The following is a 19,690-nucleotide window of genomic DNA, read 5'->3' as shown; positions in this document are numbered from 1 at the left end:
TTCAACATCCCGCGTGCGGGACGTGCGGCGCCCGTGGGGGAATATCCGGGGGTACGACCAGGGCCTACTGCTTGGACGTTAAGCGCTAAATTGTCACCTAGCTGCCAGACGCGGCGGAGACTTCCTCCGCCGTGCGACAGAGGACTGGCACCGCCGCGCCGTAACCCCCCGGGTAATTATAATCCTAAATTAGCCGCAAGCTGCGCTTGCGCATCAGCAGACGTAACTTGGACGCTCGAGTTACCGGCAGTTTCCTCTGGGGCAGCTGCGCTTGATTGAAACTGCAAACCCACAGCGGTCGCCGTATCTTCGGGGCGCGCATTTGAAAGGTCGACGCCCTGGAGTAGCTTATCGGCGATCGCTTGAGCTTCCTCCTCAGTTACCGTGATTTCGAGACCGACTAGTTTCATTTCGACTCTCCTCGAAAGCAACATAATCGGTTTTACAACGAGCGCGAGTCGGGACGCGGCGGAGGCGGTCTCCGCCGCGTCCGCCTGACACTTACTAAGCTTGCACTTTCTTCGTCGTCCACACCCGGTTAGCCGCCTGAGTGACTAGCACCCACGCACCCGGCTTAACTGCGTCAGCGAGAAGCTTGGCAGTATCCCTCACTTCCAAGGCGGCATTTTCGGTATCAATTATGTACTCTCCGGTCGGCAGCACCCAAGTACCTGCCACCCCGCTTCTATCGACACCCTTCACTTTCCGATGATAATTATAAGCTTCCATGATCGTATGCAGGGTTTCATAGTCACTCGAAGATGCACCATGAAGTTCAACTCTGACAGTATAGCTTGCCATTACTGCCTCCTATGCCGCCGACAATTTAGCGTCCCCGCCGTCACCAGACTGACGGCGAACAAAGTTCGACATCAGCGGGACAGCGAACATATACTTGCCGTGTCGATTTTTATAGATAAGACCGGCAGCGGCGAGCGTAGCTAAAATTTGGTTAGCGTGACTGCTAGTAAATGGTTTCTCTAGAACGCCATCCGACATAACCACGATTTCTTGTACAGAAAACTCAGCATCGCAATTCTCCAAATTGGAGATCACCCACATCAGCGCACGCTGTCGATCGGTAGCCTTCGCCCATCTTCCAGCGAAGAAGTCCGTGTCAAGCTTGCGAGTAATCTCAACGATCGGAATGCCAGGATCATCTCCAGCATCGAACCTCTGGATCCAGAGATCGTACACTTCACGGCAGATGAACTGGATGAAGTAAGGGTAACCCCCCGAAAGCTCAGCGATGATTGCTACTGATTGAGCAGAGAAGCTAATCGGCGATTGCGCATCAGCGACTGGACGCGTAATCGCTGCTTCACAGTCCGATCTCGATAATTGATGAAGACTTACTACGCGGAACATCCGTTCAGCGAAGGTTCTTGCGTCAACGAGCTTAGGGAAAAGTGTTGGAAGGCCTGATAGGGCCAGCATAAAGGGGATCCCTTTTCGCTGAATCGACTGGAACACGTCCAAAAGCACAGAAAGCGGAAATTGTTCCTTTTGTGCGTTGTCGGAAAGATTTTGCGCTTCGTCATACGCGAATACGATACCTTTTCGACCAGTCGTCGAAATCAGCGTCCACACAAATTCAAGAACCGCCTTTAACTTGTCAGTTACAAGGCCAGGTTCGTTGTCAAACATTGACGCCAGAAACTTAAAATTAACAGGCTGACTTAACGGTGTCGTAGCTGAGCCAAACCCCACCTCCGCCCTTTCACCAGCGTTCAGATGATATGCGGATGTCACTGCCGCGAGGTCGGTCATGATTCGCAAGGCTAGGTTTTGCTCACTAACGCTGACTGCCTCCGACAGGTCTGTACCGACCCACAACCAGCCTTCTTTAATGGCGAGCGGCTTAAAGGTCTCGAGCAGCACGGTTTTACCAACGCCGCGCAAACCGGTCAGGACCAGATTTTCTAAAATCTCAGTTTGACTAAGGAGCCTTCGAAACTGCGCCTCTTCTTCGCCTCGGCCTGCCAAGTACGGCGGCATATGTCCGGCGCCAGGTTTGAAGGGGTTGGTAAAGTTCGTCGCCATTAGCGTTGCCTGTGAATTTAGCCGAAGGCCTTATTAAAGGCGGAAAACTAACAATTCAACAATAGATATGTTCCTCACGGGCGGGGGATACCGTTAGCAATTCCTGCATGGCATCATGACTAGCGCGAAGGCTCAATCAGCCGGCCAAGCGAGTTCCCCATCCGGGGCTTGCCTCGGTCGCAGCCACAATCAACCGTCGTAGAAAGTTTGACCGGCGCGTCCCTGACGCGGCGGAGGTGTCCTCCGCCGCGAAGGCGACGCCTTACGCGATAACTTCACTTGCTGCCGCATCGATCATGGCTGTGTACTCATTGGGTAGGCCCGCATCAGCTGATCGGAGGCCGGCCAGAACCATCGCTTCGGTGGGCTTGCGCATAGCCGCGATCACCTTGCGAGCGGTGGCGGCGTAACTCGCCCACATCGGCTTACCCTCATACCTGATGTTCTCAGGATGGCCGTCGCTTCGGCAAAGCTCGCGCGCGACGCGCTCGATCATCGATTTTTCCGCCATCTTCTCCTCCTGGAGCTCCATACTATGCTGACCAGCGCTGCGGTGAAAGCCGCGCGGCCGCGTTCGCGCGCCTACAAGATGTTCGACGAGCGAGGTCTGCACCTGCACGTCGCCACCAGTGGCCGCGCGACGTGGCGGATCAAGTACCGGCTCGCCGGCGCCGAGCAGCTGCTGACGATCGGCTGCTATCCCGAGACCTCGCTCAATGCCGCGCGCCAGCATCTCGACCAGGCGCGCGAGCAGATCGCACGCGGCATCAAGCCCGCGTCGCCGGCGGCGGCCAAGGCAGCGCTGATGACCTTCGAACAGGTCGCGCGCTCTTGGCATGCGCGGAAGCAGTCGGGCTGGGCCCAGGCGCACGCAGCCGACGTGATTACCAGCCTTGCGCGCGATGTGTTCGCGCCGATCGGCGCGTTCCCCTGCGACGAGATCAGTGCGTCCGACGTGCGCGAGCTCCTGGAAGTCGTCGAGGCGCGCGGCAGAATCGAGACCGCGCGCCGCCTGCGCCAGCGTATCGAGGCGATCTTCGCCTTTGCGATTTCCCACGACCAGGCCACCGCCAACCCGGCGAAGCCAGTCGCGGCCGCGCTTGCCGCGGCGCCGCGCAAGCGCCGCCAGCCGGCGCTCCTGACGATCGTTGATGCGCGCGAGTTGCTCGCCGGGTGCGATCGCGCGACCGGCCGACCGATCGTGCGCCTGGCCTCGCGCTTCCTCGCCTTGACGGCCGTGCGCCTGGACGCGCTGCGCGGCGCGCGCTGGTGCGAGATCGAGGATCTCGACGGGCCGGCGCCGCTATGGCGCGTGCCGGCGGCGCGCATGAAGCTCGCCCGGGTAAAGAAGGACGACGCAGCGTTCGATCATCAGGTGCCGCTCGCGCCGGCGGCGGTGGAGATCCTGCGGGCGGCACGTGCTTTCGGGCACGGCGGCGAGCTGATCTTCCCGGGCACGCGCGGCGACTTGCCGTTCGCCGAGGGCGCGATCGGCGACCTGTACGATCGCGCCGGGTATGCCGGCCGGCACGTGCCGCACGGCTGGCGCGCCACCTTCTCGACGATCATGAACGAGGCGCTGCCGGCCGAGCGCGGCGTGATCGATCGCATCCTCGGCCACGCGCTGAAGAGCGACGACGGTCGGGCGGCGAAGGTGGAGGCTGCCTACAATCGCAGCGAGCAATTGGATCCGCGCCGCGTGGTGCTCGAGAAGTGGGCGACTTTATTGATCGGTGGGTGATCCCACGTGCTTTCGGGAACATCGTCACAGTGGCAAAGCCGCGCCTTTCTGCGGTTTGTGATAGCCCGACGGCATTTGACCGGCTTTTGATCGACGGCCCGGCTGGGCGACCGGCCGAACCTGATTGGCACGGATCGTGATCCTCCCCCTCGCCGAGCACGGGGCGGCGCAAGCCGCCTCGCTCCGACAGCCGGATCTTGGCGGTCGGGTGAGTAGGGCAGGGCGTTTCCGCAGGCGCGAGGGGCTATCGACGCATGAGATCGCCGTCAGCGATCTCATTCTTTATCATCTTATCCTTGCAGGGCCGATGTCTGACCGCTCGGCGGATTTGCACTCTGAAATGAAGAGCGAGCCTCTTCCAGGATTGCGCGCAGGGCAGGATCCTTCACATCACCGATGATCTCAGAGACGTCAGAGGCTGCTAGCTTGCCGTCGCGGGCGAGCTGTGCGGCAATGCGGCGTACAGCCTCGGTTGGGCGGCGTAGCATCCTCCGTACTGCCTGGACGACCGAAGGCGGCTGCACGAGGTAGTACGCGCTGGAGATCTGCTCGACATACTGCCCGCTGGTTGGATCATCGACCAAGCGTGTGCGGCGATCCCAGTCGATAAAGCCGGCCTCTTTAAGGCGACGCAGCGCGTCAGCAACTGCGCTACGTGCGCGCTTCAGCTGGCGGCCGATCCAGCCGATCGTTGGATCAAGCCTGCCGCCGTTGCGGCCGCGCAAACGCAGGAACATGCGCAACACTTCGATTCCGATGTGGCCAAGCGCTCCATTGCGCTTTCCGGGTAGCTTGGTGTCGCGGTCAAACTGCTCGGCTGCGCGCATACGGGCGTTGTGCTCCTCGCGTCCGAACATGTTCGTCTCGCGCCAGCGCTGTAGCTCCCGACCGCCGGCGTGGCGCGAGCCCCGGCGCACCGGCTGACCTGTGCGGGATGCTCGTGCGCCGTTGGCGAGTGCGGCTGCGAGAGCGCCGATCGGGCCGGCGCTCACAGCGCGCAACCAGCAAAGAGGTTTGTGTCGTTAAGTTGGCAAAGTTGCGTGTCGTGAAGCGACATGAGGAGAACCCAAGGCTCGAAGTCCAGTGGACGCACGAAACCGCCGGCTGAAATGCATGATTTCGCCGTGCGGACGTGTTCGGACGCGCCTCAGCCGAGGCGCGTTTCTTGGGTTGTCGGTGCTTTCAGACGTTCCGGTGTCGCTCCGGTGTGCCGCGATTCGGCGCACGGAAAACCGCCGGTTTCTGTTGGGCCTCCGGGGTGCTTAATCGGTCGAGAGTCGCGGAAATCCGCGCTGTGTTCTACGATCGCACTGCAGAGGTCAGGGGTTCGATTCCCCTCAGCTCCACCAGCCGAACACCGCGGTTGTTGGTGAAGCGGTTCAGATCCGAACTTTGATTTGCCTTTCGGGCAGTTGTGCTCCGTAAGCAGCATGTGTGGCAGCGACTGCCTGCGTGCGCCTGCGTGGTTGGTCACGATGCGGGCACCAATTACAAGCAGGTCGGTATGCCAAAGGTTCGCCGGAGTCGCAGGCGCTAATAGCCACGGCGAACCCTGAACGTATGGCGCCACAAGGCGGTTACGACGAAAGTGCCAGGTCCATGTCGGCCAGCGCGTTGTCGAGCAGGACGCGCATCGCGTAGCCAGCGGACGCGGCGTTCTTGGCGATTATGGCATCCAGCACGGCTTCGTGATCGACGACTGGATCACGAGGCAGGCTCTGCTTGCGGTGCTTGAAGGTGGTGGTCCAGCTTACCGCTGCCCCGACCGAACTGGCGAGGCTTGCCAACGCAGCGTTATGGGTGGCTGCGAGGATTGCATTGTGAAAACGCTGGTCGGCGGCGCGCCCCGCAGCCGTCGACAGGCCATGCGCACGCATCGCCGCAAGTGCGTGTGTCAGTTCAACCGCCTGAGCGTCCGTGCGACGCACGGCGGCGCGTTCTGCGGCGGCGGGTTCGATGATACCGCGCAACTCGAACAGGTCGCGTACGAACGCTGGATCGGGCTCATCGCTGAACATCCAGGCGAGCAGTTCAGGATCAAGCAGATTCCAGCGCGCACGCGGCGTCACGCGCGTTCCTGCCTTGGGGCGGCTTTCGATCAGCCCCTTGGCGGCGAGAATCCGTACCGCCTCGCGGTAGGCGGTGCGCGATACGCGCAGCCGCCCGGCACTCTCGATCTCGCCCTCGAACAAGGCGCCGGGTTCGTGCCGGCCAGTCAGGATCGCGATGCCGAGATCGCGCGCGATCGTCTGGTGGATGCGTAAGGCCGATTTCGGCGCGCCGGGCTCGTCAGCTTTGTGTCCGTCCAAGCGCGCCTCCCGATCCCCGGCCTCAGTCGTGAAACGCCTCCGTCGCGGCGTGGCGGCCGCACAGGAACGCATCGGCGACGAGTTGCAGCGGCGCGAGATCAACGTCGATCTCGTTGCGACCCGCGATGTCGACGAAACGCCGGTACATTGCCGGATATTCTTCTTCTGCGCCCGCCTGTTGTTCTTCGTCACCGAGGAACCAGCGATTACCGCCCTCGGCAAGCCGCAGCGTGCCCGCCTCGGTCTCGACGACGATATCCCACGTCTGCGGCCCGGTCTGGCGCCAGTCAAATACGGTGTCGATCGGCGCGCCCGATCCGGTCCGCATCGTCAGCGTGGCACCGATCGGCGCCTCGCAGTTGGACGGAACCTCAAGGTTGGCGCTGAGCAGCGACACCCGATCCGGCACGATCTCGGTCAGGATCGACAGCGCGTTGATGCCGGGATCGAACACGCCGAAGCCGCCCGCCTGCCAGATCCACGGCTGGCCGGGATGCCAGTGACGAACGTCTTCCTTCCACGCGATGTCGATGCGGCGGACCGTCGTCTGCGCGATCCAGTCGCGCGCGGCGGCAACAGCGGCGGCGTAGCGCGAATGCCAGCTCGCGAACAGGCTGACGCCCTGCTTGCGAGCAAGCGCGATCAGCGCCTCGACCTCGGACACGGTCGCGCCCGGTGGCTTTTCGAGGAAGACGTGTTTGCCCGCAGTGATCGCGGTCACCGCCGCCTCGAACCGCGCCTGCGGCGGCTGGCAGAGCACGATCGCATCAAGTTCGGGCGCACCCGCCAGCATCGCGCCAAGATCGGCGTAGTTGGCGACGCCTTCACCCTTGGCGTTGCGGCTGGCGACCGCGACGAGATCGATTCCGGCCGTCTTAGTAATGGCGGGGAGATGCTGGTCGCGCGCGATCTTGCCGAGTCCGACGAGGCCGAGTTTCAGCCCACTCACAGGCTGCGAACCTTGGCCATGCCGGCATCCGTCGCTTGCGCGAGCGGGTTGCGCACCGGCAGCAGGAAGGCGTCGGCCTCGACTTCGAACACATCGCCGATCTGCGTGCGCACGCCGTCCGAGAAGGATAGGGTGGCGGTGCCGAAGAAATGCACGTGCAGATCACCGGGGCGCAGGAAGCCGTCATATTTGAAGTGATGATGTTCGAGGTTGGCGAGGCTATGCGACATGTTCGCCTCACCCGATACGAACGGTTTCTCCCACAGCACCTTGCCGCCCCGAACGATACGGCTGGTGCCGCGAACGTCTTCAGGCAAACTCCCAAGCCGCAGTTCGGGGCCAAGCGCCGCCTGTCGCAGCTTGGAGTGGGCGAGCCACAGATAATTGCCGCGTTCGGTGACGTGATCGGAGAACTCGTTGCCGAGCGCGAAGCCGAGCCGCACCGGCGCGCCATTCGCATCGATTAGGTAGATGCCAGCGATCTCGGGCTCCTCGCCACCATCCTCCGCGAACCTGGGCATGGTGAGCGGTGCACCCGGATCGACCAGGATCGCGCCGTCGCCCTTGTAGAACCACTCCGGCTGCGCGCCGATGCCGCCATCGGCGGGCTTGCCGCCTTCGACGCCCATCAGGAACATCTTCATCGAATCGGTCTGCGCGTCGGCAGCCTTGGCGTGCATCTTGTCGCGGCCTTCCGCCGAGCCGAGATGCGTCAGGCCGGTACCGCTGACGAGCGTATGCGCAGGGTCGGCATGGTCGATCGGCGAGAGCAGCTTCACGCTGCCAAGATCCACCGTCTCGCCCAGCGCGGCTTCGGCGGCTGCGGCGAGGCTGGTGCCTGCCGCGATCGCCTGCTGCGCCAATTCCAGCGTGGTCGTCACGCCGGTCACCCGCCGCGCCGCGCCGCTCTCGTCGAGCACGGCGACGCCGCGTGCGCCATCGTCGAACTGGACGAGCGAGCGGATCATTTGCCCAGTTCCAGCACGCCGTTGGTGCGACGCGCGATACCCCACGGGTTCGCTGCCTGAAGTGCTGGCGGCAGCAGCGCGTCGGGCGTGTCCTGATAGCAGACCGGGCGCAGGAAACGCGCCATCGCCAGCGTGCCGACCGAGGTGCTGCGCCCATCCGACGTCGCCGGGAACGGGCCGCCATGCACCATCGCGTGGCTGACCTCGACACCGGTCGGCCAGCCGTTGAACAGGATGCGGCCGACCTTGGACTGGAGCAATGGCAGCAGCTCGCCAGCTGCCGCCTCGTCGCCGTCGCCGCTCTGGATCGTCGCGGTGAGCTGGCCTTCGAGCTTGGCGATCACCGTCTTGATCTCGGCAATGTCCTTACACCGTACGAGGATCGAGGACGATCCGAACACTTCGTGGGCGAGCGCCTCGTCGGCGGTGAACTTGGTCGCATCCGTGGTGAACAACGCGCCGACCGCCTGGTTGACGCCATCGCCGACGCAGCCGCGCGCTACGGTGGTGACGGCGGCGTGGCTCGCCAGTTCCTCGACACCGCGCTCGAAGCTGGCGTGGATGCCGGGGGTGAGCATGACGGCGGGCTGTGCCGCAGTCAGCGCCTTCGCCGCCGAGGCGACGAACGTGTCGAGGTCAGGTCCGTCAATGGCGATGACGAGGCCGGGGTTGGTGCAGAACTGGCCCGCGCCCATCGTCAACGAACCGACGAACGCCGGACCCATCGCTTCCGCCCGCGCGGCGAGCGCGCCGGGCAGCAGCACGACCGGATTGATGCTCGACATTTCGGCATAGACCGGAATCGGCTCTGCACGCTGCGCGGCGATCTTCATCAGCGCGAGGCCACCGCCGCGCGAACCGGTGAAGCCGACCGCCTTGATGACCGGATCGGACACGAGCGCACCGCCGAGTTCGTTCGACGTGCCGGGCAGATAGGAAAAAACGCCCTCGGGCAGGCCGCATGAAGCAACCGCCTGCTGGATTGCGCGTGCGACCAGTTCGCCGGTGCCGGGGTGCGCGGCATGGCCCTTGACCACGACCGGGCAACCCGCCGCGAACGCCGCCGCCGTGTCACCGCCCGCGACCGAGAAGGCGAGCGGGAAGTTCGACGCGCCGAACACCGCCACCGGTCCAAGTGCGACGTTGACGCGGCGCAGGTCGGCGCGCGGCAGCGGCGCACGGTCCGGCATGGCCGGATCGATCGTCGCGTCGAGCCACAGGCCGGCGCGGACTTCGGCGGCAAACATCTTCAACTGGCCGACGGTGCGACCGGTTTCGCCATGAAGCCGCGCGAGCGGCAGCGCCGTCTCGGCGTTGGCGGTCGCGACGAGATCGTCCTTCAGCGCGAGGATGTTGTCGGCGACCGTCTCGATGAAGGTCGCGCGCGCTCCGAGCGAGGTGGTCGAGAACACCTCGAACGCTGCGGCGGCGAGCGCGGTGGCTTTGGCGACCTCGGCCGGGCCGGCGTTGCTGAACGCGACGTCGCCGGCCGCGCCGGTCGTCGGGTTTACGGCAGTGAAGGTGTCGGCGGCGCGGGTTTCGCCCGCGCCGATCAGAATTGCACCGTTGTACATAAAGTCTCCCATTTCAGGGTGAGAAGGCAGCATATGCCGGCTTCGAAGGATGTCGCGTGTAGGACTTAGTGGCTGTCGCGCGGCAGGCCACGCGTCTGTGCGATGCGCTGGTACTTTTCCGAGCCTTCCAGAATCGCGCCGGTGTCCAACTGGCCGACCACCGCACGCTGCATCTCCTGCCAGGGCGTCTGCGAGGCCGGATAGGCATAACCGCCCGCGTCGACCAGCGCCTGCCGGCGTTCGGCCAATTCCGCGTCGGAGATGACGATGTCAGCGGTGCCCTTGCCAAGATCGATGCGAACGCGGTCACCGGTGCGGATCAGGGCAAGACCGCCCATCGCCGCTGCTTCGGGCGATGCGTTGAGGATCGACGGACTGCCGGACGTACCCGACTGCCGACCGTCACCGATGCACGGCAGCGCGTGAACACCCTCGGTGATGAGGTATGCGGGCGGTCGCATGTTGACCACTTCTGCCGCGCCGGGATAGCCGATCGGGCCGGCACCGCGCATGAACAACAAGGTTTCGGAGGTGATGCCAAGCGCCGGATCATCGATATTGTGATGATAATCCTCAGGCCCGTCGAACACCACCGCCGGACCTTCGAACGCCTCGGGATCGTTCGGGTTGGACAGGTAGCGGTCGCGGAACTCGGGCGAGATCACGCTGGTCTTCATGATCGCCGAGGTGAACAGGTTGCCGCGCAGGACGATGAAGCCGGCCTCCTCGACGAGCGGCGTCTCGAACGGGCGGATCACCTTCTCGTCCTCGATAACGGCGTCGCGGCAATTATCGCCCATCGACTTGCCGTTGACGGTCATCGCACTCTCGTGGATCAGCCCGTGTTTCATGAGCTGCGCGGTCACGGCGGGGACGCCGCCAGCGCGATAGTAATCCTCGCCGAGATATTCGCCGGCGGGCTGAAGATTGACCAGCAACGGCACCTTGTGACCCTTCTCCTGCCACGTGTCGATCGGCAGATCGACGCCGACATGACGGGCGATCGCGGCAAGGTGGATGGGGGCATTGGTCGAGCCGCCGATCGCCGAATTCACAACGATGGCGTTCTCGAACGACTCGCGGGTGAGGATGTCGGAGGGCTTGAGGTCCTCCGCTACCATCTCGACGATGCGCTTGCCGGTGATGTACGCCACTTCCTGACGGTCGCGATAGGGCGCCGGGATCGCCGCCGAACCTGGTAGCGACATGCCGAGCGCCTCGGCCAGCGAGTTCATCGTCGTCGCCGTGCCCATCGTGTTGCAATAGCCAGTCGACGGCGCGGACGATGCGACGAGGCGGATGAACTCGGCGTTGTCGATCTCGCCGGCGGCGAGCATCTGGCGCGCCTTCCAGACGATCGTGCCCGAGCCGGTGCGCTCGCCCTTGTGCCAGCCGTTGAGCATCGGCCCGACCGACAGCGCGATCGCCGGGATGTTCACGGTCGCCGCCGCCATCAGGCAGGCGGGGGTGGTCTTGTCGCAGCCGATCGTCAGCACCACGCCGTCGAGCGGGTAACCGTAGAGCAGCTCGACCAGCCCAAGATACGACAGGTTACGATCGAGCCCGGCGGTCGGACGCTTGCCGGTTTCCTGGATCGGGTGGACCGGGAATTCGATGGCGATGCCGCCCATCTCGCGAATACCCTCGCGCACGCGCTCGGCGAGGACGAGGTGATGGCGGTTGCAGGGGCTGAGGTCCGAGCCGGTCTGCGCGATACCGATGATCGGCTTGCCCGATTGCAGCTCTTCCAGACTGAGCCCGAAGTTCAGATAGCGCTCGAGATAGAGCGCGGTCATGTCGATGTTGTCCGGGTTGTCGAACCAGGCGCGGCTGCGGAGTTTGGGTGGCGTGTTGCTCATGGCTTATCCCGTGGCGAAAGGCGCCGATCGCATTGACGGCTGTAGACGCGGGATATACTCATACAATTACAGAATCAATCAGCACGTGAGGGTGTGTGGCAGGTCCAATCATGAATTCGGGAGGGGGCGCCACGGCGACTGCCTCGGGTGGCGGCCGGTCTTACGGCCCGGCGCTGACGTTGCTCGCCACATTGTTCTTCATGTGGGGCTTCATCACGGTCATCAACAACACGCTGCTGCCGCATCTGCGCGCCGTGTTCGATCTGAGCTACCTCCAGACCACGCTGATCGAGTCGGTGTGGTTCATCGCCTATTTCTTCGCATCGATCCCGTCGGCCAAGCTGATCGAGCGGATCGGCTATCAGAAGTCGCTTGTTACCGGCTTGGCCATCATGGCGGCGGGCGCACTCGGCATGATCCTCGCCGCGTCGATCCCGTCTTATGGCGTGACGCTGGTCATGCTGTTCGTCATCGCCAGCGGCATCACCTTGTTGCAGGTCGCCGCCAATCCATACGTCGCGGTGATCGGCTCGCCCGAGACGGCGTCGTCGCGGCTCAATCTCGTGCAGGCGATGAACTCGGCCGGCACGATGCTGGCGCCGGCGTTTGGCGCGTACCTCATCCTCGGGCGCTCGGTCAGCGGCACCGCCAAGGCGGGGCGTGTCCTCACCCCGGCGGAGCGGCTGGCGGATGCGCACTCGGTGGTGCTGCCGTATCTGCTCGTCGCGGCCGTGCTGGTCGTGCTGGCAGTGGTGATCGCACGCTTCCCGCTGCCGGTCATCGGCCAGAACGCGACCAGCCGCGTCGCTGCGGAAGAGCGCAAGCATCTGTCGCTGTGGAAGCACCGCGCGCTGGTGCTCGGCATCCCGACGATGGTCGCCTATCTCCTCGCCGAGATCGGTGTCGCTAATCTGTTCGTGAACTTCGTCAGCCAGCCGAACATCGCCGATCTGACGCATGAGCAGGCGGGTCAGTATCTGACGCTGCTGTGGGGCGGGATGATGGTCGGCCGCTTCGCCGGCTCCGCGATCATGCAGAAGTTCCGCGCCGAAAACGTGCTGGCGGTGTTCGCCGGTTTCGCACTGCTGGTCATGCTCGTCGTGCTCGGTACGACCGGGCATGTGGCGATGTGGGCGCTGATTGCAGTCGGGCTGTTCCACTCGATCATGTTCCCGACGATCTTCACGCTGGCGATCCGTGGGCTTGGCCCGTTGACCGAGGAGGGTTCGGGCCTGATGATCATGGCAATCGCCGGCGGCGCGCTGGTGTTCGTGCAGGGCATTCTGGCCGATACATACGGCCTGCAATCGTCGTTCATCCTGACAGCCGTGTGTGAGGTCGTGGTGCTGGCTTATGCGCTATGGGGCTGCCGCTCCGCCGTGGCGGTTGCCAAATGACGGCGGCGATCGAACCCCGGCTTGTGTGGCCGGTCGCAGCCACGCTGGGCGAAGGGCCTGCATGGATCGGGCGCGAGAACGCGCTGTGGTTCGTCGACATCAAAGGCGGCAGGGTCCACCGCTACGATCCCGCGACGGATGAACGGCAGTCGTTCGAGGTTGGCGGAATGCCAAGTTTCCTCGTTCCGGCCGAGGGCGGCAGGCTGCTGGTCGGCTCGATCGACGGGCTGTATCTGCTCGAAGACGGCAAGCTGACCGGGCCGGTCGCGAAGATCGACATGCCCGCGCACAACCGCACCAACGATGCCACCGTCGATCCATCGGGCCGGCTGTGGGTCGGCACCATGGACAATGAGGAAGAAGCGCTTACCGGCGCGATCCACGTGTTCGATGCTGTCGATCTGCGGCCGGTCGGTGGCGATTGCGTCATCACCAACGGCCCGGCGATTTCCGCCGATGGCGGCACGATCTACCACGTCGATACGCTTGGCCGCACGATCTACCGCTGCGATATTTCCAGCGGGACCAGTCTGGCAAAAGGCGAGGTGTTCGTTACCATCGCCGAGAAGGACGGCCACCCGGACGGCGTGACGCTTGATTCCGAAGGGTGCCTGTGGGTCGGCCTATGGGGTGGCTGGCAGGTGCGGCGGTACGCGCCGGACGGCACGTTGCTCGCGATTGTGGCGATGCCCTGCGCGAACTGCACAAAAGTCGCGTTCGGCGGCCCGGACCTGCGCACCGGCTACGTGACCACCGCGCGCAAGGGCTTGTCGGAGGCGGAACTGAACGGCCAACCGCTTGCCGGCGGCTTGTTCGCGTTCGACGCGCCGGCGCCCGGCGTGGCGCTGCCCGAGATGCGCTTGCCGGCGTGAGCGGGTATCGCGTTCTCGGCGACTGGGGCACGACCCGGCTGCGGCTGTTCCGGATCGAACACGGCGCGGTGACCGACCGCGTCTACGGTGACGGGATCGGCACACCCGGGATTGTGCCCGAGGCAGTGCTGCGTGCTGCGCTTGCCAGTTGGGCGGGCGAGGGTTCGCCCGAGACGATCCGACTGTGCGGCATGGTCGGCGCGCGCGACGGCTGGCGTGAGGTACCCTATGCCAATTGCCCCGCCACCCGCGACGCGTGGCTGGCGGCGGCGACCGCGCTGACGCTCGACGGTGTGCCGGTCGAGATCATGGCCGGGCTTGCCTGTGTCGATGCCGAAGGCGTGCCGGACGTGATGCGCGGCGAGGAAACGCAACTCTACGGTGCGCTGGCGCTCGCGCCCGACCTCGCGGGCGGTCGGCACATCGTCGTACTGCCCGGCACACACAGTAAATGGGCGGTGATCGAGGATGGCGCGATCACCGGCGTCCGCACGATCTTGACCGGTGAGGTATTCGCGCTGCTGCGCCAGCATTCCACGCTCGCGCGTGGCATGGCGGCTGGTGATGCGGGTGCGGAGGCGGAGGGTTTCGCCGCCGGTCTTGTCCGCGCCGAGCGCGGCGTCCTGAGTGGTCTGTTCGGTGCGCGCGCCATGCAGTTGCGGGGCGGCAAGACGCCCGACTGGGCGTTGGGCTATCTTTCCGGTCTCGTCATCGGTGGCGAGATTGCGGAGATGCGCGCCACGCTGGCGGACGCGAGCAACGTGACGATCATCGGCGATCCGCGTCTCGCCGACCTATATACACAGGCGTTCGCGCGGAATGGCATCGCGGTGCAGCGCCTCGACGGCGATGCCTGCGTGCTTGCCGGACTGTCATAAGGAGGTTTCATGACGCTCGACGAATTGCTTGCGGAGGGCGTGCCCCCGGTTGCCGCAATTTTGCGCGGCCTACGCCCCGATGAGGCGCTCGACGTGGCGGCGGCGCTGATCGACAACGGCGTGCGTATTCTCGAAGTGCCGTTCAACTCGCCCGAGCCGCTCAAGAGCATCGCCGCCATCACCGAGGCGTTCGGCGACCGCGCGCTGATCGGCGGCGGTACCGTGCTGACCGTCGAGGCGGTCGAGGCGCTGGCGGGAGTCGGTGGCCGGTTACTAGTGACGCCCAACACCAACCCCGCAGTGATCGCGCGCGGTGTCGCGCTCGGGCTGGAGGCGCTGCCTGGCTTCATGACGCCGAGCGAGGCGTTTCAGGCGATTGCCGCCGGTGCGCGGCGGCTGAAGCTGTTCCCCGGCGCCAGCCTCGGCCCGGCATACCTGAAGGCAGTGCGCGACGTCTTGCCGCGCGACGTAAAGGTGTGGGCGGTCGGCGGCACCAACGCCGAGACGTTGCAGGACTGGCTTGACGGCGGTGCGGAGGGCATCGGCGTTGGCGGCGCGCTGTTCAAGCCGGGCGACAGCGCGACGGTGGTCGGCGAGCGTGCGGCGGCGCTGACGGCGGCGTGGCAGGCCACACAGGCCTAGCCGCAACTGCGAAGGCTGGCGGGAACGATCTTCCCGCGCGGTAAGAGACGGTCCGGGTAACCACCCGGACCGTCTTGATCTGCTTGTTAGCGCTTAGTCGTGCTCGCGGTCGCCGGCGCCCATGTAGAGCTCGCTGCCGGTTTCCTTGAACACCTGGCTCATCGCCGCCATGCCAGCCTCGGCCTCGTCGGCTGCGACGAACGTTGCGACCGGTGCGTTCTGCTTGGCGGCAAAGTCCCGGACCTCCTGCGTGATCTTCATCGAGCAGAACTTCGGCCCGCACATCGAGCAGAAATGCGCGCTCTTGGCACCTTCCGCCGGCAACGTCTGATCGTGATACTGCTCGGCGGTGTCGGGATCGAGCGAGAGGTTGAACTGGTCGCGCCAGCGGAATTCGAAACGCGCGCGTGAGAGCGCATCGTCGCGCAGCTTGGCGGCGGGGTGGCCTTTCGCCAGATCGGCCGCGTGTGCCGCCAGCTTGTACGTCACCACGCCGACCTTGACGTCGTCGCGGTCGGGCAGGCCGAGATGCTCCTTGGGCGTGACATAGCAGAGCATCGCGGTGCCGAACCACCCGATCATCGCCGCACCGATGCCACTGGTGATGTGATCGTAGCCCGGCGCGATATCGGTCACCAGCGGCCCGAGCGTATAGAACGGCGCCTCACCGCAGGCGGCGAGTTGCTTATCCATATTCTCCTTGATCTTGTGCATCGGCACATGGCCGGGGCCTTCGATCATCACCTGCACGTCCTGTTCCCACGCGCGCTTGGTGAGCTCGCCCAAGGTATAGAGTTCGGCGAACTGCGCTTCGTCGTTGGCATCGGCGTTCGAGCCCGGACGCAGCCCGTCGCCAAGCGAATAGGCGATGTCATACGCCTTCATGATCTCGGTAATCTCGTCGAAGCGCTCGTAGAGGAAGCTCTCCTTGTGATGCGCGAGGCACCATTTCGCCATGATCGAGCCGCCGCGCGAAACGATGCCGGTGACGCGCTTCGCCGTCATCGGGATGTAGGGCAGGCGCACGCCGGCGTGGATGGTGAAGTAATCCACACCCTGTTCGGCCTGTTCGATCAGCGTGTCGCGGAACACCTCCCACGTCAGATCCTCGGCAATGCCGCCGACCTTTTCCAGCGCCTGGTAGATCGGCACGGTGCCGATCGGGACGGGCGCGTTGCGGATGATCCATTCGCGCGTGTCGTGGATATTGCGGCCGGTGGAGAGGTCCATCACCGTGTCCGCGCCCCAGCGGATCGACCACACCATCTTGTCGACTTCGCTCGCCACGTTGGAGGCGACCGCCGAATTGCCGATGTTGGCGTTGATCTTGACCAGAAAGTTGCGCCCGATCGCCATCGGCTCACTTTCGGGGTGGTTGATGTTCGATGGGATGATCGCACGACCACGGGCAACCTCGTCGCGGACGAATTCGGGCGTCACGTAATCGGGGATTGACGCCCCCCAATCCTGACCGTCGCGGACGAGCTTTTCCTTTGCCTCTGCACGGCCGAGGTTCTCGCGGATCGCGACATATTCCATCTCAGGCGTGATGATGCCGCGACGCGCGTAGTGCATCTGGCTGACGTTCATGCCCGATTTGGCGCGCAGCGGACGCTTCACCACGTTGGGGTATTGCGGCACGCCGGCCGAACGATCGGGGCCAGACAAGCCGTTGTCTTCGGGCCGGATTTCGCGACCGTCGTAGCGTTCGACATCGCCGCGAGCCTCGATCCAGCCGCGGCGCAGTTCGGCCAGACCGGTGTTGATATCGATCAGCGCGGCCGGATCGGTGTAGGCGCCGGAGGTGTCGTAAACGCGCAGCGGCGGCTCGCCGCAGCCGGGTTCGAGGTGGACCTCGCGCATCGCCACGCCCGCGCCGGGTATGTTCGGGGACGTGACGTGGATTTTCTTGGAACCCCGGATCGGGCCGGTGGTGACGCCAATTTCGGTTCTGGTGGGCAGGTCGGCCATGCGTCGTCTCCTCAAATGAGAGAAAACGGACCTTGCCAGACCGCTCCCTCCCTACGCCGGTAAGCCCTTGCGGGGCCGGATCAGGTTCAACGGGTCGAGCGGAATTGCACCGCCCCTCTCAGCCTCAAGGCTCCCCGGGGAATGGCGTGATGATAGGTCGGTTCGGTGGAGCCGTCCAGCCCTGACGATGCCGCAGTTCGGGCGGCAAAGGCGCGCGTCCTGCGCTTTGGCGATGGGCTAACGCACGCGACGCAGGGGCTATCGCGCGTGTGCTGGCAGCTAAATCGACAGGCCGCGCGAGGTTGAGCGCCCCGCGCGGCGGCGTCGGGATCAGGCGTTGCTGGCTGCGCTGGTCTTGATGTTGCCGTTGACGCCGGCCGGATAGAACCCGCCTGACGTGACCGCGGCGCTGTTGAGGTAGAGGACGTTGAGAACTTGCCCGGCGGTGCGCGTGTAGACTCGCCCGTTACCGTCGACCGGCGCGATGTTGGCGGCGGTGCCGGTACCGGTGATGCCCTGATCGATATCGGCCGACCCGTCGAGGCCGTCGCGCGCGTTGCTGAACTGGCCGGCGGCGCTGCCCTGGCCCATCGTGTACAGCGTCGTGCGGATCAGCGCGGCGTGGTAGGATTGCGTCGCGAGCATCCCCGCCACCGCATCGAGGTACACCACGCTGGTGAGCAGCGTCGACACGCCCTTCAACGCCGTGACCACGAGATCCTTGAACACGAAGGTGGCGAGCAGGAAATTAAGGTCGCTCGCATACGGGTCGAACGTCACGCCGGCGGCGGCGTAGCCACCAAGCTGCGCGATCCGGGTGAAGGCACCACTCGCGCCGCCGTCGATGTTGAGCGCGGGCTGTGCCACTGCCGAGGAACCGAGCGCCGAGCGCAGGAACCGCAGATGGGCGAGGTCGTCCGCCGCGATCTCGCGCGCATATTGGCCGATGGTGGCGTTGGCGAAGCTGACCGCGCGACCGCCCGTGACCGACCCTTGCGTACCGGTGCCGGTGAGCAGCGCCGCGCCGCCGCCGGGGAAGTTTCCGCTGCCGGTGGTCGTCTGGGTATCGGCGATTGCCGAGATATTGGTGCCGGTCGTCACGAACTGGCCGAACTGCGCCTGAAGATATTGCAGGTTGAGCAGGAGGTTGAGCGCATCGGCGTCGATGATTGCGCTGGTGCTGCTTGGCGTAGGGGTCGGCGTCGGCGTTACGGTCGTATCGTCGCTGCTGCCGCCGCAGGCGCTGAGCAGCGCAAGGCCACCGGCCGCCGCACCGATCTGCGCGGTGCCGCGCAGGAAGTTGCGGCGCGCGAGGCTGCGGCGGTCGTCGGCGGTTTGAAGGATATCGGTCACGGGAAAACTCTCCGGGCGAAAATTCGGGATGGCTCGGGCGTGTCTGGCGCCGGTCAGTTCGCGCCGCTGGCGACGGTGGTGCCGTTCACGCCGGCGGGGAAGAAACCGCCGAGCGAGACCGACAGGCTGTTGAGATAGACGATGTTGAGCACCGCCGTCGTCGCGCGGGTGTAGGTCTGCCCGTTGGCGGCGGTGGGCGAGATGTTCGACACGAGATTGCCGTTGGCATCGGTCGTCGGCGAAATGCCCTGATCGTCGTCGCTGCTGCCGCCGTCGAGCGCGTCGCGCGCGTTGGAGATCGCATCCGCATTGGCGCGAAGGGTCGAGCCGCTTACCGCGCCCTTGGCGTAGAGTAACGTGCGGATGGTGCCGGCATGATAGGCGGTCGCGCCGAGCAGGCCGACGAGCGATTCGCGATTGGTGGCGTCGCTCACGCTGGTGACGAGGCCCTTGTAGGCGGTCGCGACGACATCCTCGAGCAGGAACGCGGCGAGCAGGAAGTTGCTGTCGCTCGCGTACACGTCAAAGCCCGCGCCGGAGGCAACGAGACCGGCGGCGCGCATCGCGGTGCTGAACGCGCTGGTGGCGGTCACGTCGAGGTCGATCTTGGGCTGGGCGATCACGTCGGCGCCGGCGGTTGTGCGCAGGAAAGCGACACGCGCGGCGGCCTCGGTGGCGAATTCGCTGGCGATCTGCGCCACGACGGGATCGGTAAAGGTCGCCTGCCGGCCGCCGGTTACCGCCCCGGCGGTTCCCGCGCCGGTCAACTGTGCGGCGGGGAGACCAGCGCCGTTCGCAGCGAGGCCGTAGAATTGCGCGAGCAGATATTCGAAGTTCAGCGCGAAATTGACGATCGAGGAATCGGTAACGGTATCAGCGAAGGCGACCCCGCTGACGGTGAGCGCGGCGGCGCCCGTCGCGGTGATCGCAGCAGCGCCAAGCGCGGTGCGGAAGAAGGCGCGGCGCTCGTTTTGCGTCTCGTCACGAATTTCGGGAGCATCCTCGTGCAGGGCAGTCATTCTCGTCCTTCCGGCGTGTCACCTGGAGCCAGGGTGCGCGCCGTCGGCCAGGCCGGATACGACACGGCCGCCCCCGCCCACGCAGGGCAAGAACGGCCGGAGTCGCAGCGGGACG

At 64.9% G+C, this 19,690-nt stretch carries 18 protein-coding genes and 1 riboswitch; of the genes, 5 read left to right on the top strand and 13 right to left on the bottom strand.

What is annotated here, in order from left to right:
* Nucleotides 1-176 precede the first annotated feature (176 nt).
* The 4 genes from OXR00_RS12990 to OXR00_RS12975 form a co-directional block, all read right to left on the bottom strand.
* Nucleotides 177-410: a hypothetical protein gene (locus OXR00_RS12990; RefSeq protein ID WP_267388645.1), complete on the bottom strand. Its 234-nt coding sequence runs from the start codon at nt 408-410 to the stop codon at nt 177-179.
* Between the two features lie 94 nt (nt 411-504).
* A complete protein-coding gene (locus OXR00_RS12985; protein ID WP_267388644.1) occupies nt 505-801 on the bottom strand; it encodes a hypothetical protein in 297 nt (98 codons plus the stop codon).
* 9 nt (nt 802-810) lie between these two features.
* A complete protein-coding gene (locus tag OXR00_RS12980) occupies nt 811-2,043 on the bottom strand; it encodes an ATP-binding protein (RefSeq protein ID WP_267388643.1) in 1,233 nt (410 codons plus the stop codon).
* A 262-nt stretch (nt 2,044-2,305) separates the two neighbouring features.
* Entirely contained in the window at nt 2,306-2,554 is a 249-nt protein-coding gene (locus OXR00_RS12975) for a hypothetical protein (RefSeq protein ID WP_267388642.1), read from the bottom strand.
* Nucleotides 2,555-2,578: 24 nt separating this feature from the next.
* Between OXR00_RS12975 and OXR00_RS12970 the strand changes: the two genes are divergently transcribed.
* Nucleotides 2,579-3,784, top strand: coding sequence for an integrase arm-type DNA-binding domain-containing protein (locus OXR00_RS12970; RefSeq protein WP_267388641.1), 1,206 nt, complete (start codon nt 2,579-2,581; stop codon nt 3,782-3,784).
* 290 nt (nt 3,785-4,074) lie between these two features.
* Here the strand turns inward: OXR00_RS12970 and OXR00_RS12965 are convergent, their stop codons facing one another.
* From OXR00_RS12965 to OXR00_RS12940, 6 genes are all read right to left on the bottom strand, one after another.
* A complete protein-coding gene (locus OXR00_RS12965) occupies nt 4,075-4,641 on the bottom strand; it encodes a replication protein A (RefSeq protein ID WP_267388640.1) in 567 nt (188 codons plus the stop codon).
* Between the two features lie 720 nt (nt 4,642-5,361).
* On the bottom strand, nt 5,362-6,093 hold the full coding sequence (locus tag OXR00_RS12960; RefSeq protein WP_267388639.1) for a FadR/GntR family transcriptional regulator: 732 nt from the start codon (nt 6,091-6,093) through the stop codon (nt 5,362-5,364).
* A gap of 22 nt (nt 6,094-6,115) precedes the next feature.
* Nucleotides 6,116-7,042, bottom strand: a complete 927-nt coding sequence (locus OXR00_RS12955; RefSeq protein WP_267388638.1) for a Gfo/Idh/MocA family oxidoreductase — start codon at nt 7,040-7,042, stop codon at nt 6,116-6,118.
* Complete coding sequence (araD1, locus tag OXR00_RS12950) at nt 7,039-8,010, bottom strand: AraD1 family protein (protein WP_267388637.1); 972 nt, start codon at nt 8,008-8,010, stop codon at nt 7,039-7,041. Before araD1 ends, OXR00_RS12955 begins: the two co-directional genes overlap by 4 nt.
* On the bottom strand, nt 8,007-9,584 hold the full coding sequence (locus OXR00_RS12945) for an aldehyde dehydrogenase (NADP(+)) (RefSeq protein WP_267388636.1): 1,578 nt from the start codon (nt 9,582-9,584) through the stop codon (nt 8,007-8,009). Before OXR00_RS12945 ends, araD1 begins: the two co-directional genes overlap by 4 nt.
* A 65-nt stretch (nt 9,585-9,649) precedes the next feature.
* Nucleotides 9,650-11,443, bottom strand: coding sequence for an IlvD/Edd family dehydratase (locus tag OXR00_RS12940; protein WP_267388635.1), 1,794 nt, complete (start codon nt 11,441-11,443; stop codon nt 9,650-9,652).
* Between the two features lie 110 nt (nt 11,444-11,553).
* Here OXR00_RS12940 and OXR00_RS12935 point away from each other — a divergent pair, with 110 nt between their 5' ends.
* The 4 genes from OXR00_RS12935 to OXR00_RS12920 are packed head-to-tail and all read left to right on the top strand — an operon-like array spanning nt 11,554 to nt 15,232.
* Complete coding sequence (locus OXR00_RS12935) at nt 11,554-12,840, top strand: sugar MFS transporter (RefSeq protein ID WP_267388634.1); 1,287 nt, start codon at nt 11,554-11,556, stop codon at nt 12,838-12,840.
* Nucleotides 12,837-13,712, top strand: a complete 876-nt coding sequence (locus OXR00_RS12930) for an SMP-30/gluconolactonase/LRE family protein (RefSeq protein WP_267388633.1) — start codon at nt 12,837-12,839, stop codon at nt 13,710-13,712. The genes OXR00_RS12935 and OXR00_RS12930 overlap by 4 nt, the downstream gene beginning before the upstream one ends.
* The gene (locus OXR00_RS12925; protein WP_267388632.1) at nt 13,709-14,590 is read left to right on the top strand and encodes a 2-dehydro-3-deoxygalactonokinase; all 882 of its coding nucleotides are present in this window, start codon (nt 13,709-13,711) and stop codon (nt 14,588-14,590) included. The genes OXR00_RS12930 and OXR00_RS12925 overlap by 4 nt, the downstream gene beginning before the upstream one ends.
* Nucleotides 14,591-14,599: 9 nt before the next feature.
* Nucleotides 14,600-15,232 carry a 2-dehydro-3-deoxy-6-phosphogalactonate aldolase gene (locus OXR00_RS12920; RefSeq protein ID WP_267388631.1) on the top strand — a complete coding sequence of 211 codons (633 nt, stop codon included), beginning with the start codon at nt 14,600-14,602 and terminating at the stop codon, nt 15,230-15,232.
* Nucleotides 15,233-15,325: 93 nt separating this feature from the next.
* Here the strand turns inward: OXR00_RS12920 and thiC are convergent, their stop codons facing one another.
* The 3 genes from thiC to OXR00_RS12905 form a co-directional block, all read right to left on the bottom strand.
* Nucleotides 15,326-17,203: a phosphomethylpyrimidine synthase ThiC gene (gene thiC, locus OXR00_RS12915; protein ID WP_267388630.1), complete on the bottom strand. Its 1,878-nt coding sequence runs from the start codon at nt 17,201-17,203 to the stop codon at nt 15,326-15,328.
* 31 nt (nt 17,204-17,234) lie between these two features.
* Nucleotides 17,235-17,350, bottom strand: a riboswitch (TPP riboswitch).
* A 183-nt stretch (nt 17,351-17,533) separates the two neighbouring features.
* Nucleotides 17,534-18,556 (bottom strand): ferritin-like domain-containing protein, encoded by a 1,023-nt coding sequence (locus tag OXR00_RS12910; protein ID WP_267388628.1) that lies wholly within the window; start codon nt 18,554-18,556, stop codon nt 17,534-17,536.
* Between the two features lie 53 nt (nt 18,557-18,609).
* Nucleotides 18,610-19,575 carry a ferritin-like domain-containing protein gene (locus OXR00_RS12905; protein WP_267388627.1) on the bottom strand — a complete coding sequence of 322 codons (966 nt, stop codon included), beginning with the start codon at nt 19,573-19,575 and terminating at the stop codon, nt 18,610-18,612.
* Nucleotides 19,576-19,690 lie beyond the last annotated feature (115 nt).

Origin of the sequence: Sphingomonas sp. GC_Shp_3, assembly GCF_026540945.1 — a bacterium.
GTDB lineage: Bacteria > Pseudomonadota > Alphaproteobacteria > Sphingomonadales > Sphingomonadaceae > Sphingomonas.
Note: the sequence above shows the minus strand (reverse complement) of the source record. Positions and strands in the feature narration are given on the sequence as shown.